The organism is Micrococcus sp. UYEF5, assembly GCF_040546065.1.
Classification (GTDB): Bacteria; Actinomycetota; Actinomycetes; order Actinomycetales; family Micrococcaceae; genus Micrococcus; species Micrococcus luteus.
On the sequence record NZ_JBEPNB010000004.1, the window covers coordinates 191,249 to 208,109 of the forward strand.

12 protein-coding genes are annotated in these 16,861 nt (G+C 74.1%); 5 read left to right on the plus strand and 7 right to left on the minus strand.

Annotation, left to right across the window (positions count from 1 at the left end):
- Positions 1-87 precede the first annotated feature (87 nt).
- Entirely contained in the window at positions 88-1,602 is a 1,515-nt protein-coding gene (locus tag ABIB16_RS06040) for a catalase (protein ID WP_203552522.1), read from the plus strand.
- Between the two features lie 103 nt (positions 1,603-1,705).
- Here ABIB16_RS06040 and ABIB16_RS06045 read toward each other — a convergent pair whose 3' ends face one another.
- Complete coding sequence (locus ABIB16_RS06045) at positions 1,706-3,265, minus strand: hypothetical protein (protein WP_063188969.1); 1,560 nt, start codon at positions 3,263-3,265, stop codon at positions 1,706-1,708.
- Positions 3,266-3,444: 179 nt separating this feature from the next.
- Here ABIB16_RS06045 and purU point away from each other — a divergent pair, with 179 nt between their 5' ends.
- The 3 genes from purU to ABIB16_RS06060 are packed head-to-tail and all read left to right on the plus strand — an operon-like array spanning position 3,445 to position 5,956.
- Positions 3,445-4,350, plus strand: coding sequence for a formyltetrahydrofolate deformylase (gene purU / locus ABIB16_RS06050; RefSeq protein WP_036314586.1), 906 nt, complete (start codon positions 3,445-3,447; stop codon positions 4,348-4,350).
- Positions 4,351-4,405: 55 nt separating this feature from the next.
- Positions 4,406-4,927: a gamma carbonic anhydrase family protein gene (locus ABIB16_RS06055; RefSeq protein ID WP_036338196.1), complete on the plus strand. Its 522-nt coding sequence runs from the start codon at positions 4,406-4,408 to the stop codon at positions 4,925-4,927.
- 24 nt (positions 4,928-4,951) lie between these two features.
- A complete protein-coding gene (locus ABIB16_RS06060) occupies positions 4,952-5,956 on the plus strand; it encodes a D-isomer specific 2-hydroxyacid dehydrogenase family protein (protein ID WP_354436112.1) in 1,005 nt (334 codons plus the stop codon).
- A 27-nt stretch (positions 5,957-5,983) separates the two neighbouring features.
- Here the strand turns inward: ABIB16_RS06060 and ABIB16_RS06065 are convergent, their stop codons facing one another.
- The 5 genes from ABIB16_RS06065 to hrpB form a co-directional block, all read right to left on the minus strand.
- Positions 5,984-7,276 carry an ABC transporter ATP-binding protein gene (locus ABIB16_RS06065; protein ID WP_354436113.1) on the minus strand — a complete coding sequence of 431 codons (1,293 nt, stop codon included), beginning with the start codon at positions 7,274-7,276 and terminating at the stop codon, positions 5,984-5,986.
- 35 nt (positions 7,277-7,311) lie between these two features.
- On the minus strand, positions 7,312-8,214 hold the full coding sequence (locus ABIB16_RS06070) for a carbohydrate ABC transporter permease (RefSeq protein WP_080695865.1): 903 nt from the start codon (positions 8,212-8,214) through the stop codon (positions 7,312-7,314).
- Positions 8,211-9,182: a carbohydrate ABC transporter permease gene (locus ABIB16_RS06075; protein WP_041102962.1), complete on the minus strand. Its 972-nt coding sequence runs from the start codon at positions 9,180-9,182 to the stop codon at positions 8,211-8,213. Before ABIB16_RS06075 ends, ABIB16_RS06070 begins: the two co-directional genes overlap by 4 nt.
- The gene (locus tag ABIB16_RS06080; RefSeq protein WP_049159782.1) at positions 9,179-10,483 is read right to left on the minus strand and encodes an extracellular solute-binding protein; all 1,305 of its coding nucleotides are present in this window, start codon (positions 10,481-10,483) and stop codon (positions 9,179-9,181) included. The genes ABIB16_RS06075 and ABIB16_RS06080 overlap by 4 nt, the downstream gene beginning before the upstream one ends.
- 86 nt (positions 10,484-10,569) lie before the next feature.
- Positions 10,570-13,248, minus strand: coding sequence for an ATP-dependent helicase HrpB (gene hrpB, locus ABIB16_RS06085; RefSeq protein ID WP_354436114.1), 2,679 nt, complete (start codon positions 13,246-13,248; stop codon positions 10,570-10,572).
- Between the two features lie 66 nt (positions 13,249-13,314).
- Here hrpB and ABIB16_RS06090 point away from each other — a divergent pair, with 66 nt between their 5' ends.
- A complete protein-coding gene (locus ABIB16_RS06090; protein ID WP_354436115.1) occupies positions 13,315-15,162 on the plus strand; it encodes a glutaminase in 1,848 nt (615 codons plus the stop codon).
- Positions 15,163-15,208: 46 nt separating this feature from the next.
- On the opposite strand, the gene ABIB16_RS06095 is transcribed toward ABIB16_RS06090, so the two are convergent.
- Positions 15,209-16,807 carry a TIGR01777 family oxidoreductase gene (locus ABIB16_RS06095; protein ID WP_354436116.1) on the minus strand — a complete coding sequence of 533 codons (1,599 nt, stop codon included), beginning with the start codon at positions 16,805-16,807 and terminating at the stop codon, positions 15,209-15,211.
- Between the last annotated feature and the right edge of the window lie 54 nt (positions 16,808-16,861).

A 16,861-nucleotide genomic window follows, 5' to 3' on the forward strand; every position in this document is an offset into this window, starting at 1 on the left:
GATTCAGAAATATGCCAAGATCGGGGGTGACGCCGCCCACCGCGCCGATCGGTGCGCGGCCGACGTCGATCGACGAAGGAGAGTTCCATGACGGAGTACCAGAAGACGACCCCGCACGCGACCGGTTCCACCCGCCAGAACGGCGCCCCGGCCGTCAGCGACCGCCAGTCCCTGACCGTGGGCAGCGAGGGGCCCATCGTCCTGCACGACACCCACCTGCTGGAGACCCACCAGCACTTCAACCGCATGAACATCCCGGAGCGCCGCCCGCACGCCAAGGGCTCGGGCGCGTTCGGCGAGTTCGAGGTGACCGAGGACGTGTCGAAGTACACCAAGGCCCTCGTGTTCCAGCCCGGCACGAAGACCGAGACCCTCCTGCGCTTCTCCACCGTGGCCGGCGAGCTCGGCTCCCCGGACACCTGGCGCGACGTGCGCGGCTTCGCGCTGCGCTTCTACACCGAGGAGGGCAACTACGACATCGTCGGCAACAACACCCCGATCTTCTTCCTGCGCGACCCGATGAAGTTCACCCACTTCATCCGCTCGCAGAAGCGTCTGCCGGACTCCGGCCTGCGCGATGCCACCATGCAGTGGGACTTCTGGACCAACAACCCCGAGTCGGCGCACCAGGTGACCTACCTGATGGGCCCGCGCGGCCTGCCCCGCACCTGGCGTGAGATGAACGGCTACGGCTCCCACACCTACCTGTGGGTCAACGCCCAGGGCGAGAAGCACTGGGTGAAGTACCACTTCATCTCCCAGCAGGGCGTGCACGGCCTCTCGAACGACGAGGCCACCAAGATCGCCGGCGAGAACGCCGACTTCCACCGCCAGGACCTGTTCGAGTCCATCGCCAAGGGCGACCACCCCAAGTGGGACCTCTACATCCAGGCGATCCCCTACGAGGAGGGCAAGACCTACCGGTTCAACCCCTTCGACCTGACGAAGACGATCTCCAAGAAGGACTACCCGCGCATCAAGGTCGGCACGCTGACCCTGAACCGCAACCCGGAGAACCACTTCGCGCAGATCGAGTCCGCCGCGTTCAGCCCGAGCAACACCGTGCCGGGCATCGGCCTCTCCCCGGACCGCATGCTCCTGGGCCGCGCCTTCGCGTACCACGACGCCCAGCTGTACCGCGTGGGCGCCCACGTGAACCAGCTGCCGGTGAACCGTCCCAAGAACGCGGTGCACAACTACGCCTTCGACGGCCAGATGTGGTACGACCACACCGGCGACCGCTCCACCTACGCGCCGAACTCCAACGGCGACTCCTGGTCGGACGAGACCGGCCCGGTGGACGACGGCTGGGAGGCCGACGGCACCCTGACCCGCGAGGCCCAGGCCCTGCGCGCGGACGACGACGACTTCGGCCAGGCCGGCACTCTCGTCCGCGAGGTCTTCTCGGACCAGGAGCGTGACGACTTCGTGGAGACCGTGTCCGGCGCGCTGAAGGGTGTCCGCCAGGACGTCCAGGCCCGCGCCTTCGAGTACTGGAAGAACGTGGACGCCGCGATCGGCCAGCGCATCGAGGACGAGGTCAAGCGCCACGAGGGCGACGGCATCCCGGGCGTCGAGGCCGGCGGCGAGGCCCGCATCTGACGGCTCCCTCCCCCGGCGGGCGCCCGCGCGCGCCGCTGAACGCACGGCGGCCGCTCCCTCACACGAGGGGGCGGCCGCCGTCGTCGTGGGGCGAATGCCTCGGTCAGCGCTTGCCCCAGCGGCGCTCCTGCGCCTGGGCCAGCTTGTCCTTGACCACCTTCACGGCCTTGTCCTTGGCGGGCACGGCCACGTTGTCCCGCAGCGGGATGGCGACCTTGTCACGCACGGTCTCGAACGCGGAGGCCGCCACGGCGCCGGCCTGGGCCAGCTTCGACTCGCCCTCGGCGTCCGAGCCTCGGGTCTCGTCGCGGTCCGCCCGCAGGTCCGGGAGGGCGGCGCCCTCGGTGTCGTCCTCGGCGGGCTCCTCATCCGTGGGGGCGGAGGAGGTGGAGGTGTCCGGGGCCACCGTCGAGGGCGTCGACGACGTCGGCGCGGTGGTCTCGGCGGTCCCAGCAGTCCCGGCGGCTGCCGCCGACTGCGCGGCGCGGGCCTCGCGGCGGGTCGCCGGGGTGGCGTCCTCCGCGCGGCCGGACGAGGCCGCGGTCGGGTCCAGCTCCGGGGTGCCGCCCAGGGGCGTGGCCGGCGTGGTGCCGGCGTGGGTCTCCGGGGTCTCGGCCCGGCGGGTGGCCGGGGCGGCCTCGAGGGACGGGCGCTCGGCCGCGGACTCGACCGCCGCCGGCTGCGCGGCGTCCGCGCGGTGGTCGTCGGTGCGCGCCGACTCGCGGTCCGCCTCGGCCACGCGACCGGGCACGCCGGGCGTGCCGTCGACGCGCAGGGACCCGGCGGCCGAGCGCTCCGTCCCGTCGGCGCCGTTCTGCTCGGATTGGTCCGACTCGGTGGCCACGACGGTGACCGAGCCGTGCGCGGTGGTGGCGACCGTGTGCGTCTCGAGGTGCTCGCCCTGCGGGGCGGGGATCGCGTCCGTGGCGAACTCCTTGGTGGGGGTGTGCTCGGCGGCGACCTGGTCGGCGGGGACAGTCCCGGGCACGTGCTCGGGAGCCGGGGTGAGGTGGCTCCGGTGGTCCGGGGCCGCGGCGGCCGGTGCCGCCGGAGCGGGGGTCTCGGCCACCGGGGACGGGGAGGCCGGGGTCGCCGGGACGTCGGCCGCGGGCGTCTGCTCGTCCAGAGTGACGCCGGAGCCGCCGGCCACACCGGCCGCGCCCAGGCCCACGGTGTCCGCCTCGCGCGCTGTGCTCGGCGCCGCCGCGGCGGGGCGCAGAGTGCGCCGGGTGGCCGGAGCCGCGGCATCGCGACGGGGGGTCTCAGCGGTGGCCTCGGTGCTCGGGGCGTCCTGCTGGTCCACGGTCACCCCCGCACCGCCGGCCACGCCGGCGACGGACTCGTCGGTCTCGCGGTCCGCCGCGGCGGTGTCGGACGCAGCCGGACCCCCGGCGGGCTTCACCGCGGCCGCGGGGCGAGCGTCCTTCTCGGCCGCCACCTCGTCCAGGCGGGAGAGGCGGGTCGGGGCCGCGGGGGCGGCCGCGGCGGCGGCCGCCTGCTCACCCGCGGTGTCCGCGCTGACGCCCCGGCGCTCGAGCCGGGTCTCGGCGGCCTCGGCCTCGGCCTCACGACGACGGCGGGAGGCGATCACCGAGAGGATGATCAGGATCAGCAGCACGACGATGATCGCCGCGATGATCCAGTAGAGGGTGGACTGTGGCATGGGGGTGCTCCTCGGTCGTCTGGGGCGACCGGCCGGGCCGGGCGCCGCGTCTTGCTTCCCGCGCCGCCGCGCGGCGGGGAACCTGGTCTTGAGGATGACACGGGGCCCGGCCCCCCGACCAGGGATCAGCCCCGTCATCCCGCGGTTCCGCGCGGCCGGCACCGCCTACCATCGACGCCATGGACACGGCAGCCCTCTCCCCCAGCCCCTCCCCCGCCTCCGGCGCGGAGCACGCCCGCGTGCTCACGCTGGCCTGCACGAACCGCAAGGGCATCGTGCACGCCGTGACGGGCGCCCTGCTGGGCGTGGAGGCGGACATCACCGAGTCGCAGCAGTACGACTCCCCGGACACCGGCGACTTCTTCATGCGCGTGGAGTTCGTGACCCCGGCCACGCGGGAGGACATCGAGCAGGCGCTCGCGCCGGTGCGCGAGGAGTTCGGCATGCGCATGGGCCTGTGGGACGCGGCGCAGCGCATGCGCACCCTCGTGATGTGCTCCAAGGACGGGCACACCCTCAACGACCTGCTCTTCCAGCAGCGCGCCGGCACCCTGCCCATCGAGATCCCCGTGGTGGTCTCGAACCACCTGGACCTGCAGCCGCTCGCCTCCTTCTACGGCGTGCCCTTCATCCACGTGCCCGTCTCGAAGGACCCCTCGAGCCGGGACTCCAAGGAGGCCGCGGAGGACCGGCTGCGCGATCTGATCGCCCAGTTCGACATCGAGCTGGTGGTCCTGGCCCGCTACATGCAGATCCTCTCGGACGAGCTGTGCCGGGACCTGGCCGGGATGGCCATCAACATCCACCACTCGTTCCTGCCCTCCTTCAAGGGCGCCCGCCCCTACCACCAGGCGCACGAACGCGGCGTGAAGCTCATCGGCGCCACCGCCCACTACGTGACCGCCGACCTGGACGAGGGCCCGATCATCGCGCAGTCCGTGCAGCCGGTGACCCACGCCCAGACCGCCGCCGACTTCGTGGCCCGCGGCCGCGACGTCGAGGGCTCCACGCTCGCGCAGGCCGTGCGCTGGCACGCCCAGCACCGCGTCCTCGCGGACGGCCGGCGGACCGTCGTCTTCAGCTGAGCCCGGGACGACGGCGCCACGCGGCGCCGTCGTCCTGCCCGCCTAGGCTGGTGGCATGGCCCACATCATCACCGTCGCGGGTGCCACCCCGCGCATCCACGAGTCCGTCTTCCTCGCCCCGACCGCCGCGATCACCGGCGACGTCGAGATGGCCGAGCACTCCTCCGCGTTCTACGGCGCCTCCGCCCGCGGCGACTCCGCCCCCATCCGCGTCGGGGCGGGCACCAACCTGCAGGACAACGTGGTGCTGCACGCCGACGAGGGCTTTCCGTGCACCCTCGGCGCCGGCGTCTCCGTGGGCCACTCCGCCGTGGTGCACGGGGCCACCGTGGAGGACGACTGCCTGATCGGCATGTCCGCCACGGTGATGAACGGCGCGGTCATCGGCGCCGGTTCGCTCGTGGCCGCCGGCGCCCTGGTGCTCGAGGGGACGCAGGTCCCGGCCGGCTCGCTCGTGGCGGGCGTGCCCGCGAAGGTCCGCCGCCCCCTCACGGACGAGGAGCGGGAGGGCCTGAAGAAGAACGCGGCCACCTACCTGCGGCTGTCCGCCGCGCACCGGGACGCCGTCGCCGGCTGAACCGGGCCCGGAGGATGTGGGACGGTGGGCACCATGCCCACCTCTTCCGCTCTCCCCCGCACCACGCCCGACGACGTCCCCGAGCGTCTGCTCGTCCTCCCCGCGGCGCAGGACGTCGCCGGCACCCCCTACGCCCACGCCCGTCGGCTGGCCGAGCAGGCCGTGGCCGACGTCGGCGGCACCGTGGTGGCCGAGGGCGATGCCTCCGCCACGGCCCTGCTGATGGTCCGCCCGATCCCGGTCGAGGCGCTCGCCGCGGCCCTGGCCGCCCACCCCCACGTGAGCTGGGTGCAGTTCCCGTTCGCCGGGATCGAGCCGTTCATCCCCCTCGTGCGCAGCCGCCCGGACATCGTGTGGACGTCCGCCAAGGGCACGTACGCGCCGCCGGTGGCCGAGCACGCGCTGCTGCTCACCCTGGCCCTGCTGCGGGACCTGCCCGCGCGCGTCCGCGCCACCACGTGGGGCCCCTCCTCCGGCCGCACCCTGAACGGCCTGAACGCCGTGGTCGTGGGCGGCGGCGGGATCGCACAGGAGTACGTCCGCCTGCTGAAGACCTGGGACGTGCACGTCACCGCGGTCCGACGACGCGCGGGCGACGTGCCCGGTGCGGACCGCACCGTCACGACCGACAGCCTCGACGAGGTCCTGCCCGGTGCGCAGGTCGTGATGATCGCCGCGGCCGCCACGGACGAGACCCGCGGCCTGTTCGACGCCGACCGCCTCGCCCTCCTGAACGAGGACGCCGTGCTCGTGAACATCGCCCGCGGGACGCTGGTGGACACGGACGCCGTCGTCCGGGCGCTCGCGGCGGGCCGGCTGCACGGCTACGGCACGGACGTCACCGACCCCGAGCCGCTGCCGGAGGGCCACCCGCTCTGGACCGAGGAACGGGCCCTCATCACGCCGCACACGGCGGACACCCCGGAGATGTGCGTTCCGCTGCTTCACGCGCGGGTCGAGCGGAACCTGCGGGCCCGCGCGGCCGGGACGGAGCTGGAGGGCCTGGTGGACGCCGAGGGCGGGTACTGACCCGCCCCCGGCGTCCGCGGCGCCGGCTCAGCGGCGCGGCGCGTCCGCCTCGTGCTCGGCGGCGTCACGCTCGGCCGCCATCTCGATCTGGCGGCGGCGCTCCTCGGCGGCCCGGCGGGTCAGCTCGGCGCCGACCTCGGGGTCGCGGGTGAGGTTCTCACCGGTGGTCGGGTCGAACAGGTGCACGCGCGTGGTGTCCACCCACAGGCGGGTCGGCGTGCCCGGCCGGGCGCGGGACTCGCCGGAGAGGGTGGCCACGACGACGGGGCGCAGCTCGTCCGCGTCCAGGTCCTTGGCCAGCGCGGAGAGCATCTCGGCCACGGCCGGGTCCGGATCGAACTCGATGTAGCCGTACTGCTCGTGGCCCAGCCACTCCAGGTGGGTCAGCGTCGCGTCGAAGGTGGAGCCCTGGTCGCGGCGGCTGTCCTCCACCAGCTCGGCGTCCTCGAAGAACTCCGGCCGCAGGCCGAGGAACACGATGTCCCGCCCCTCGGCGGCGCGGGCCTTCTCGGGCGGCACCGGGATGTCACCGATCGGCGAGGACAGCACGTGGCCGCCCTCCTTCTGCTTCAGCGAGGCGGGCAGGAAGTTCATCGACGGCGAGCCGATGAAGCCGGCCACGAACAGGTTGAGCGGCTGCTCGTAGAGCTCGCGCGGGCTGGCCACCTGCTGCAGCTCGCCCTTCTTGAGCACGGCCACCCGGTCGCCCAGGGTCATGGCCTCGGTCTGGTCGTGCGTCACGTAGATGGAGGTGGTGGCCAGGCGGCGCTGCAGCTGCGAGATCTCCGCGCGCATCTGCCCGCGCAGCTTGGCGTCCAGGTTGGACAGCGGCTCGTCGAAGAGGAACGCGTCCGCCTCGCGCACGATCGCCCGGCCCATGGCCACGCGCTGACGCTGGCCGCCGGAGAGGTTGCCGGGCTTGCGCTCGAGGTGGTCCTCGAGCTCGAGCACGCGGGCGGCGTCGCGCACCTTGCGGTCGATCTCCTCCTCGGAGGGCTTGTTCTCCTTGATCAGCCGCAGCGGGAAGGCGATGTTCTCGTACACCGTCAGGTGCGGGTACAGCGCGTAGTTCTGGAACACCATCGCGAGGTTGCGGTCCTTGGGGGCCGCCTCGTTCACGCGGCGGCCGTCGATCAGCATCTCGCCGTCGGTGATGTCCTCGAGGCCCACGATCATGCGCAGCAGCGTGGACTTGCCGGAGCCGGAGGGGCCCACGAGGATGACGAACTCGCCGTCCTCGATCTCCAGGTTCACGTCCTTGATGGCGTGGAAGCCGTCGTCGTAGGTCTTGTCGATGTGGTTCAGGGTGATGGAGGCCATCGGGGGGTCCTTTCGGGAGGTCTCGTGTGCGGGCCTCAGCCCTTCACCGCGCCGTTGGTCAGGCCGGCCACGATCTGACGCTGGAACGCCAGCACCAGGATCACGATCGGGATGGTCACGATGATCGCGGCCGCCGAGATGGCCCCGGTCGGCGACTCGAACTGCGAGGCGCCGGTGAAGAAGGCCAGGGCGGCGGGCACGGTGCGCGCGGTCTCGGTGGAGGTCAGGGAGATGCCGAACACGAAGTCGTTCCAGGCGATGAAGAAGGCGATGATCGCCGTCGTGAAGACGCCGGGGGCGGCCAGCGGGACGATCACCTTGCGGAACGCCTCGAGCGGGGTGGCGCCGTCCACCTGCGCGGCCTGGTCGAGCTCCCACGGGATCTGGCGGAAGAACGCGGCCAGGGTCCAGATGGAGATCGGCAGGGTCAGGGACAGGTAGGGGATGATCAGGCCGAGCCACGTGTCGTACAGCCCGAGGGTGCGCCACATGTTGAACAGCGGCGTCACCAGGGAGATGACGGGGAACATCGAGACCATCAGGGACACCGTGAGCACGATCCGCTTGCCCGGGAAGTCCAGGCGGGCGATCGCGTAGGCGCACAGCGTGGCCAGGATGACGGCGATGATCGTGGCGATCACGGTGATGCCGATCGAGTTGCGCAGCGCCGTGAGGAACAGCTCGCGCGAGCCGCCCACGAAGATCTCCTCGTAGTTCACGGTGGACCACTGGGTGGGCAGCAGCTTGCCGTTGGCGAGGTCGGCGGGCGTCTTGAAGCTGGTCGCGAAGATCGAGAACAGCGGGAAGAGGCACCACACGCCGATCACGACGGTGAGGATCCACCACAGTGCGGTGGCCTTTCCGGTGCCGCGACGGTGGGGCGCGCGGCCCTCAGGCGCGCGGCCCTCGGGGGCGGGAGCGGATGCGGCGGTGCTCACTTGGAACCTCCTCGGTCGGCCAGGTCCACCTTGAAGCCCTTGACGGCGATGACCGCCATGAGGGCCACGCACAGGAACAGGATCACGGAGACCGCCGAACCCATGCCGATCTCGAGCCGGCCGATGGACGTGCGGTAGGCCAGCAGCGAGAGGACCTCGGTGCCGTAGGCGCCGTTGGTCATGATGTAGATGGAGTCGAAGATGCGGAACGCGTCCATCGCGCGGAACAGGACGGCCACCATGATCGAGGCCTTCATGTTCGGCAGGATGACCAGCTTCATCCGCTGCCACCACGAGGCGCCGTCGACGGAGGCGGCCTCGGTGAGGTCGCCCGGCACCTGGGCCAGGCCGGCCAGCAGGAGCAGGGAGATGAACGGGGTGGTCTTCCAGATCTCGGAGAGCATGATCACGAACAGCGCGGTGCTGCCCTGCGCGAACCAGTTCAGGTCCGCGTCGACGCCCGGCAGCCACTCGAACCAGGCGTTGATGTAGCCCGAGTCGATCGAGAACATGTAGAACCACGCGAACGCGGAGACCACGGTGATGATGCCGTACGGCACCAGGATGATCGTGCGGATCAGGCCGCGGGTCTGCTTGATGGCGTGGTGCATGGCCAGGGCCAGCAGGAAGCCGAGGATGAGCTCGACCACCACGGTCACCACGGTGATCAGCAGGGTCACCCCGAGGCCCTTCCAGAACACGGGGTCCGTGAGGATCACGCCGTAGTTGCCCAGGCCCACGAACTCGCGGTCGCCCGGCGCGGTGAGCCGGTACTTGAACAGCGAGTCGTAGAGGGCCTGCAGGATCGGGTACAGGACCACGAACAGCATCACGAAGAACGCGGGGCCGGCAAGGAGCCAGCCGAGACGCGCCTCGGACTTCGCGCGCTGGGACTTCACCCGGCGGGGGCGGCGGCCCTCGGCGGCGCGCGGGGTGGATGCGGCGGGTGCGGTGTCGACGTGGCTCACAGCAGACGCTCCCCTCTCAGGACTTCCTGGATGAAGTCGTCGGTCTCGGCCGGGGTGGACTCGGAGACGCCCGACGGCGGCGCGTAGCGCTGCTGGATCGCGGTGGAGACCTCGTTGTAGTACGGGGTCTGCGGCCGCGGGGCGCCGAGTTCGAGGGACTCCCGGATGGTGTCCGCCATGGGGTACTTCTCGGCGACCTCGGGGGCGTCGTAGGCCGCCGGGTCGGCGGGCGGGTTGCCGTTCTCGACGAAGTACTGGCTCTGGTGCTCGGTGGTGGTGATGCAGGAGATCGCGTCCCAGGCGAGGTCCTGGTGCTCGGACTTCGCGCCCACCCCCAGGTTGATGCCGCCCACGGGCGGCGCGGCGTCCTCGCCCTCGACGGTGCGGGGGTAGACGGCCCAGCCGATGTCCTCGGGCAGGTCCTCCGGCAGCGAGCCCTCCTCCACGGAGCCGAGGGTGGCCGGCCAGACGAACGGCCAGTTGACCATGAACGAGCCGTTCTCGCCCTGGAAGAGCAGCATGGAGGCGTTCTCGTCCTGGGTCGGCAGGCCGGCGCTGCCGAGACCCTCCTTGCCGATCGTGGAGATGATCCGGGCGGCCGTGCGGCCGGCCTCGGAGTCGAGGTTCGTGGTGACCTCGTCCGTGGGCGCCTCGGCGTTGGGGACGATCTGCTCCCCGCCGCCCTCGATGAGTGCGTTGAGCCACACGGTCATGGACTCGGCACGGGCGCCCTGGACGGCCAGGTCCTTGTCCTGGCTGCGGGCGGCCTCGATCAGCTGGTCCCACGTGACGGGCCGGGACATGTCCAGCCCCGCTGCCTCGGCGACCGACTTGCGGTACCAGAGCAGCTGCGTGTTGGCCCAGAACGGGACCGTGACGAGCTCGTCCTTCCAGCTGGCGGCCGCGAGCGCGCCCTCCAGGGCGTTGTCCTTCGCGTACGCCTGCATCTCCTCCGGCACGGGGGCCAGGAACCCGGGCTCGGCGAGCTCGGGGACGAACGGCGGGTCGAGGGACATGATGTCCATCGACGTGTCGCCCGCGGCGAGGCGGCGGGTCAGCTGCTCGCGCTGGGAGGCGGCGTCCGTCGGAAGCATGGACGTCTCGACTCTGTACCGGCCGTTCGCGGCGTCGGTGCACTGGGCGGCGATCTTCGCCTGCCCGCCGTCGTCGGGGTTGGTGTACCAGGTCAGGGTGGGCGTCTGCTCGGCCGGGGCACACCCGGCCAGGATGAGCGCGCCCGCGGCGACGGCGCCGGCCAGCGTGGCCCGGCGCCGTTGACGTGCCCGCGTGTCGTGTCTCACAAGTGGAACCTCAATCGATGCGAGTCGGATGTGACGGCCATCATCACGCATCACAGCGATTCCTGCACGTTTCGCGGACCCCTTTCTCAGCGGGCGCGGCGGTTCGTCCGGGCGGTCGGCTCCGCGGCGGCGGGATCCTCGGGCCACGGGTGCTTGGGGTAGCGCCCCCGGTTCTCAGCGCGGACCTGCGCGTAGGGGCCGGCCCAGAAGGAGGGCAGGTCGGCGGTCACGGCGAGCGGGCGACCTGCCGGGGAGAGCAGGTGCAGGACCACCGGCTCACGACCGTCCGCGACAGCGGGGGTGACACGCGCCCCGAAGAACTCCTGCAGCTTGGCGGCGACCACGGGCGGGGTGTCCTCGTGGACGGCCGGATAGTCCACGACGACGGCGCGCCCGCTCGGCACGGGCAGGCGCTCGGGGGCGAGCTCGTCCAGCCGGCCCGCCTCCGGCCAGGGCAGGGCGCCGCGCAGCAGCGCCTCGGCGTCCAGGCGTGCGAGGGACCGCCCCGCGGCCAGGTCGGCCGCAAGCCCGTCGACCAGCGCGTCCAGGCCGGGCAGCGCCGCGTCCGAGAGGTCCGGCCACGGGGCGCCGAGGACGCGGTGGAGCAGGTGCACCCGGCGGCGCAGGCGTTCGGTCCGACCGCTCGGGTCGAACCGGGCGAGGCCGTCGGCGGCGAGTGCGGCGCGCACGGCCTGCGCGGCGGCGTCGGGGGCGACGGGGGCCGGCGTCTCCGCCAGCACGAGCGCGCCCAGCCGGTCCACGCGGCGGCCGGTGAGCCGGTCCCCGCGCCAGTCGGCGGTGTCCTCGGTGCGCCGCAGGCCCGCGCCGGCGAGCTCGGCGAGCGTCCGGTCGATCGGCGCGGTCGCGCGGATCGCGGCACCCGTGCCGGCCGCGTCCCCGGCCACACGGGCGACCTCGGCCACGGCCAGCCACTCCTGCCCCGCCAGGCCGCCGCCGGCGGCGTCGCGGGGCAGGGCCGCGCGGGTGCCGGAGGCGAGCAGGTACGCGCCCGCCTCCCCCGCGCGTCGGGCGATCCACGCGGGGAAGGCTAGGGCGGACACGAGGCCGGCGGGGTGCCGCCGCGCGGCCGCCGCCTCGGGCCCGGGCTCGTCCGGGGCGTGGTGCGCGTGCCGACGGGCGAGTCGTTCCAGTCGGTCCGCCTCCCGCCGCCAGCGCCCGGCCTCCGGGTGCCGGCCGTCCCGCACGGCCGCGACCAGCGCCTCGAGGTCGGCCCCGGGGGCGCGCAGGTCCAGGGCGAGGGCCGCCGTCGCCTCGGCCGCGGGGCGGGGCCCCGTCCACGGTGCCGCGCGCAGGAGGGCGTGGCCGAGGGGCGGGTCCAGGGGCAGCTCGGCCAGGACGGCGCCGTGCGGGGTGATGCGCCCGTCCGCGTCCACCGCGTCGAGGGAGGCGAGCGTGCGCTCGGCGGCGGCCATCGCGTCGGCCGGCGGGTCCTCGGGCAGGGTCAGCCCGCGGCCGCCCGGGGCGCCCCACGCCGCGAACGCCAGGGCCACCGGCGCGAGGTCGACGACGGCGAGGGCCGGCGTCGGGGCTGCGGGCGCGGTGCCCAGGGCTGCAGCGGTGTGGCAGCGGACCACGGTGCCGGGGCCGAGGCGGGCGGCGCGGCCCGCGCGCTGGCCGGCGGCCGCCCGCGAGGCCTGGACGGTGACGAGCCCGGCCATGCCGCGCCCCCGGTCCCGGCGCGGCTCGCGGGCCAGGCCCGAGTCGATGACGAGGCGCACCCCCGGCACGGTCAGCGAGGACTCGGCGACCGCCGTCGCGACGACGACGCGCGGCACGGCCGGGTCGGCGCGGCCGGCGAGCGCGGCGTCCTGGTCGGCGGGTTCCTGGCGGCCGTGCAGGACGCGGACCTCGGTGTCCGGGGCGAGCGCGGCGACGCGCCCCGCGACGGCCTCCACCTCGGCCACGCCGGGCAGGAAGACGAGGGCGTCCACGGTCGGGTCGGCGTCGAGCGCCTCGGCGTGGGCGCGTGCGGCCGTGGCCGCGACGTGGTCGAGGAAGGCCCGGTCCACGCGGCCCTCGGCCGTGAGGCGGTGGCCGCGGAAGGGGGTGTGCTCCTCGCGCAGCGGGTGCAGCACGGCCGGGGTGGAGACCACGGGCAGGGGCGAGTCCTCCCCCATGCCGCGGGCCCAGCGGGCGGCCAGGGCCGCCGCGTCCACGGTGGCGGACATGGCCACGAGCGCCAGCTCGGGACGCAGCTGCCGCAGGTCGGCGAGGAGGGCGAAGAGCACATCCGTGTCCAGGTCCCGCTCGTGGACCTCGTCCAGGACCACCGCGCCCACGCCGTCGAGCCCGGGGTCGGCGAGGAGGCGGCGCAGCAGCAGGCCCGGGGTCACGAACTCGACGGCCGAGGCCCCGCCGCCCGCCGCGTCGCCGCGCACGGCGTACCCGACGGCGGCGTCCCCGAGCCGAGCCTGCGCGTCGGGGTCGGCGCCGGGCTGCGCGTCGGCCGCGGCGGCCAGCACCGCCGTGCGCAGCCGCCGCCACGCCGCGCGCACCGCGACGCGCCGCGGCTGCGTGACCAGGACGCGCCCACCGCCGTGGTCCGCGAGCCGGACCGCGAGCGCGGGCGGGACCACGGTGGTCTTGCCCGTGCCCGGGGGCGCCTCGACGACGGCCGCCCCGCGCGCGTCCAGCGCCGCTTCGAGGTCGGGCAGGGCGGCGGCGAAGGTCAGGCCAGCGCTGAGGCGGCCGAGGGCGGCGGAGAGGGCGGAGGGGACGGAGACGGGATCGACGGGGGTGGGCATCGGGACCCATTGTGCCCGCCTCCGCCACGCTGTCCCGGGACCGTCCCACTGACTAGGCTGTGACCCATGACCACACCCGTCCAGGAGCACCTCGATCGCCTCACGTCGGCCCACGCGGGCGAGGGGGAGGTCCCGGACGGGCTGGGCGTCGCGATGCTCCTGGTGGACGGGCACCGCTACGTCTCCGGATCCATGACGCCCGTGCCGCTCGCCACGCTCGCCTCTCCCCTGTTCCACGCGCAGGCCCTCGAGGACCTCGGCGCGGTGCGGGTGGGCGAGCGCGTGGGAGCCGCCCCCGTGCGCGACCTGGACCACCGGGTCGAGGTGGACGCCGTCACGGGCCTGCCGCACAACCCGCTGCAGAATGCGGGGGCGGTGGCCACGGCCTCCCTGGTGAAGGGCCGCGGTGGCCGCGACCGGACCGCACGCATGATGCAGCTGCTCTCCGCCCTGTTCGACCGCGAGGTCACCGTCACGGAGTCGGCCGCGCGTGCGGAGAACCGCGCCCAGCACCACACCCGGTCGGCTGCGTGGCTGATGAAGTCCCTCGACACCCTGGACGCCGATCCCGAGACGCTGCTCGAGGACATCGCCACGGTGCGTGCCGCCGCCGTGACCGTGGAGGACCTCGCCCTGCTCGCCGGCACCCTCGCGCACGGCGGCGTCCACCCCGTCACCGGGGACCGTGTGCTGAGCGAGGAGACGGTCCGCGGTGTGCTCTCCGTGATGGACTCCTGCGGCATGGACACCCGGGACTCCCGGTGGGCGTACGACGTCGGCCAGCCCGGCTGGGCGTCCACGCGCGGCGGCACGGTGCTCGTGGTGGTGCCGGGCCACCTCGGTCTGGCGCTGCAGTCGGACACGACGGACGAGAACGGGCTCGGCGCCGCGGCGATGGCCGCCCTGCGGACCATCGTCGAGGACTTCGAGCTGCACCCGTCGGTGGTCACCGGTTCCCCGCGCGCGGCCCTGCGCACCCACTACCGGATCGATCAGGCGCCCTCGGGCACGGTGCGCAGCGCCGTCGTCCTCGAGGCGCTCGGGCGGTTCGCGGACACCGTGCACGTCATGGAGCTGGGCGGTCACCTCGGCTTCAGCCAGGTGGACGCGATCGCCCGCGTCAGCCGCGGTCTGCCGGAGGCCCTCGAGACGCTCGTGGTGGACATGCGCTCGGTCAGCTCCATCTCCCGTCCGGCCCGGCTGCTGGTGGCCCAGTGGTTCGCCCGCGCGCTGGGCAACGGGCTCGACGTCGTCGTCGTGGACCGGGACGCCGCCGAGATGAAGGAGCTGATGTCGGCCGTCGAGGAGTCCGTGGAGGTGGACCTGCCCGAGCCGCTGCAGGATGAGGCCGAGGGGGTGGACCCCGCCGCCGAGGGCGCGCAGTTCGTGTTCTTCGACTCCCGCTCGCGGGCCGCCCAGTGGGCCGAGCAGCGGCTGCTCTCCCGGCACGCCCCCCACCTGCTGCCGCGGGATGCCCAGGAGGCGGCCGTGGCACCCCTGCTGCAGCACCTCTCCGCGGACGACGCACGCCTGCTCGAGTCCATGATGGACGAGCGGGTCTACTCGGACGGCCAGATCATCCGCCGCGCCGGCCAGCCGTTCGGCGGCATCTACGTGATCGTCTCCGGCACCGTGGAGCTCTCGGGTCAGGGCACGGGCAGCCGCCGCGTGCGCCGCACCCTGCTCACCCCGGGGATGACGTTCGGCGAGATGGCCCTCGGCCAGCCCGGCCGCCAGCCCTCCACCGTCCGCGCGCGCGGGCCGGTGACGACGCGAGTCCTCACCGCCCAGGTGATGGTCGCGCTCCAGGAGGGCTTCCCCCAGCTGGCCCTGGCCCTGTGGGAGGCGCTGGCCCGCGACGCGTTCACCGCGCTGGGCCAGCTCATCCGGGAGACCGGCGCGCTGCAGGACTGACGACCCGCGGGGGCAGCGTCCCCGGGGGACGCTGCCCCCACCCCCGTCACCGCCCGAGGACGTGGCGCAACGCGCCCTCCAATTCGGGGTCGCGCATCTCGTAGCCGGAGGCGACCAGCCGGTCCGCCAGGACCTTCTGGTCGGCCGCGACGGTCTCCACCCGGCCCTCCTCGCCCAGCAGCAGGCGCGGCCCGGCCTCGGGCACCGGGATGACCGCGGGCCGGCGCAGCACCCGCCCGAGCACGGTGGCGAACTCCCGGGCCGTGACCGGCTCGGGAGCCACCGCGTTCACCGGGCCGGTGACGCCGTCGTCGAGCACCGCGTGGGCGAAGGCCCCCGCGATGTCATCCGCGCCGATCCAGCTCAGCCACGGGCTGCCGTCGTGGCTCTCCCCGCCCGAGGTCGCGACCGGGCCGCCGAGACCCGCGAGGAACAGCGGCAGCACCTGCTGCAGCATGCCCCCGGCCGGGCTCAGGACCACGCCGGTCCGCAGCATCGCGACCCGGATCCCGGCCGCCTCGGCGCGTCGGGCCTCCGCCTCCCAGTCCGCGACGACCTCGGCGAGGAAGTCGTCCCCGGGCTCCAGATCCTCGACGAGGCCGCTGCCGAACGGGCCCGTGCCCGCGTCCGCCCCGTAGTACCCGATCGCCGAGCCGTTCACGAGTGCCCGCACCCGCGCGTCGTCCCCCTCCCGTGCGGCGATCCGGGCGAGCGCGTCCACGAGGGTGCGCGTGCCGCGGACGCGCGAGTCGTGCACGGCCTCCTTGTGCGCGTCCGAGAACCGGCCCGCGATGGGCTCGCCCGCCAGGTTCACGACGACGTCGGCCTCGGCCAGGGCGTCCTCATCCACGGTCTCCCGGCCGGGGTCCCACAGCGCCGCGTCCAGCGCACCGGCCCTCTTCGGGCTCCGCACGAGCCGGATGACGCGGTGGCCGCCGGTGGTGAGCAGGGCACAGAGCTGCCGACCGATCAGTCCACCGGACCCCGTCACGGCGACCGTGCGGGCCGGCCCGCCGACGAGGGGGCCGGGGTGGGCGGCGTGGAAGTCCAGGTCGTCGGCCATCACGCGGGCGCGGTAGGCGAACTGGCGGCCCAGCTCCGCCTCGAAGGCCTCGTGGGTGCGGCGCGCGGCCGCGGTGCCCAGACCGGGCACGCGGGACACCAGGGACTCCCCCGGCAGGGCGTACTCGATGTGGTCCGTCACGACCGTGCCCCGCCGGCCGTCCGCCGTGTCCGCCTCACCGGGCGCAGCGTCGTCGAGCAGGTGCGTGTGCCGCCAGGAGGCGAGAGGGCCGGAGACCATCTCGTCCCGGAACATGCGGCCCTCCTCGTAGGCCGTGTGGCGGGCCCGCCACGGCACCGCGGGCGCGGCCCCGCCGGGCAGGCGGGAGGCGACGGCGTCCGGCAGCAGGCCGGTGAGCATCCCGTGGGCCGCGCCGGCGAACAGGCCGGCCGCCCCGGGGGCCTGGATGCGCAGCCGCGACTCGGAGCCCACGCGGAGGCCGTCCGTGGGTCCCTGGACCACCTCGCCCGCGAAGGGCGGGGTGAGCCGCTCCAGCGCGCCGGGGTTCTCCAGCCAGCGGAAGACCACCTCACGCGGGTGGCGCAGGAGGGTGCGATGCTCGAAGACGCGGATCTCGGTCATGGACGCCAGCCTGACACAGGGAGGGGACGCGCGAACACCTGTCCGGGCCGGGCC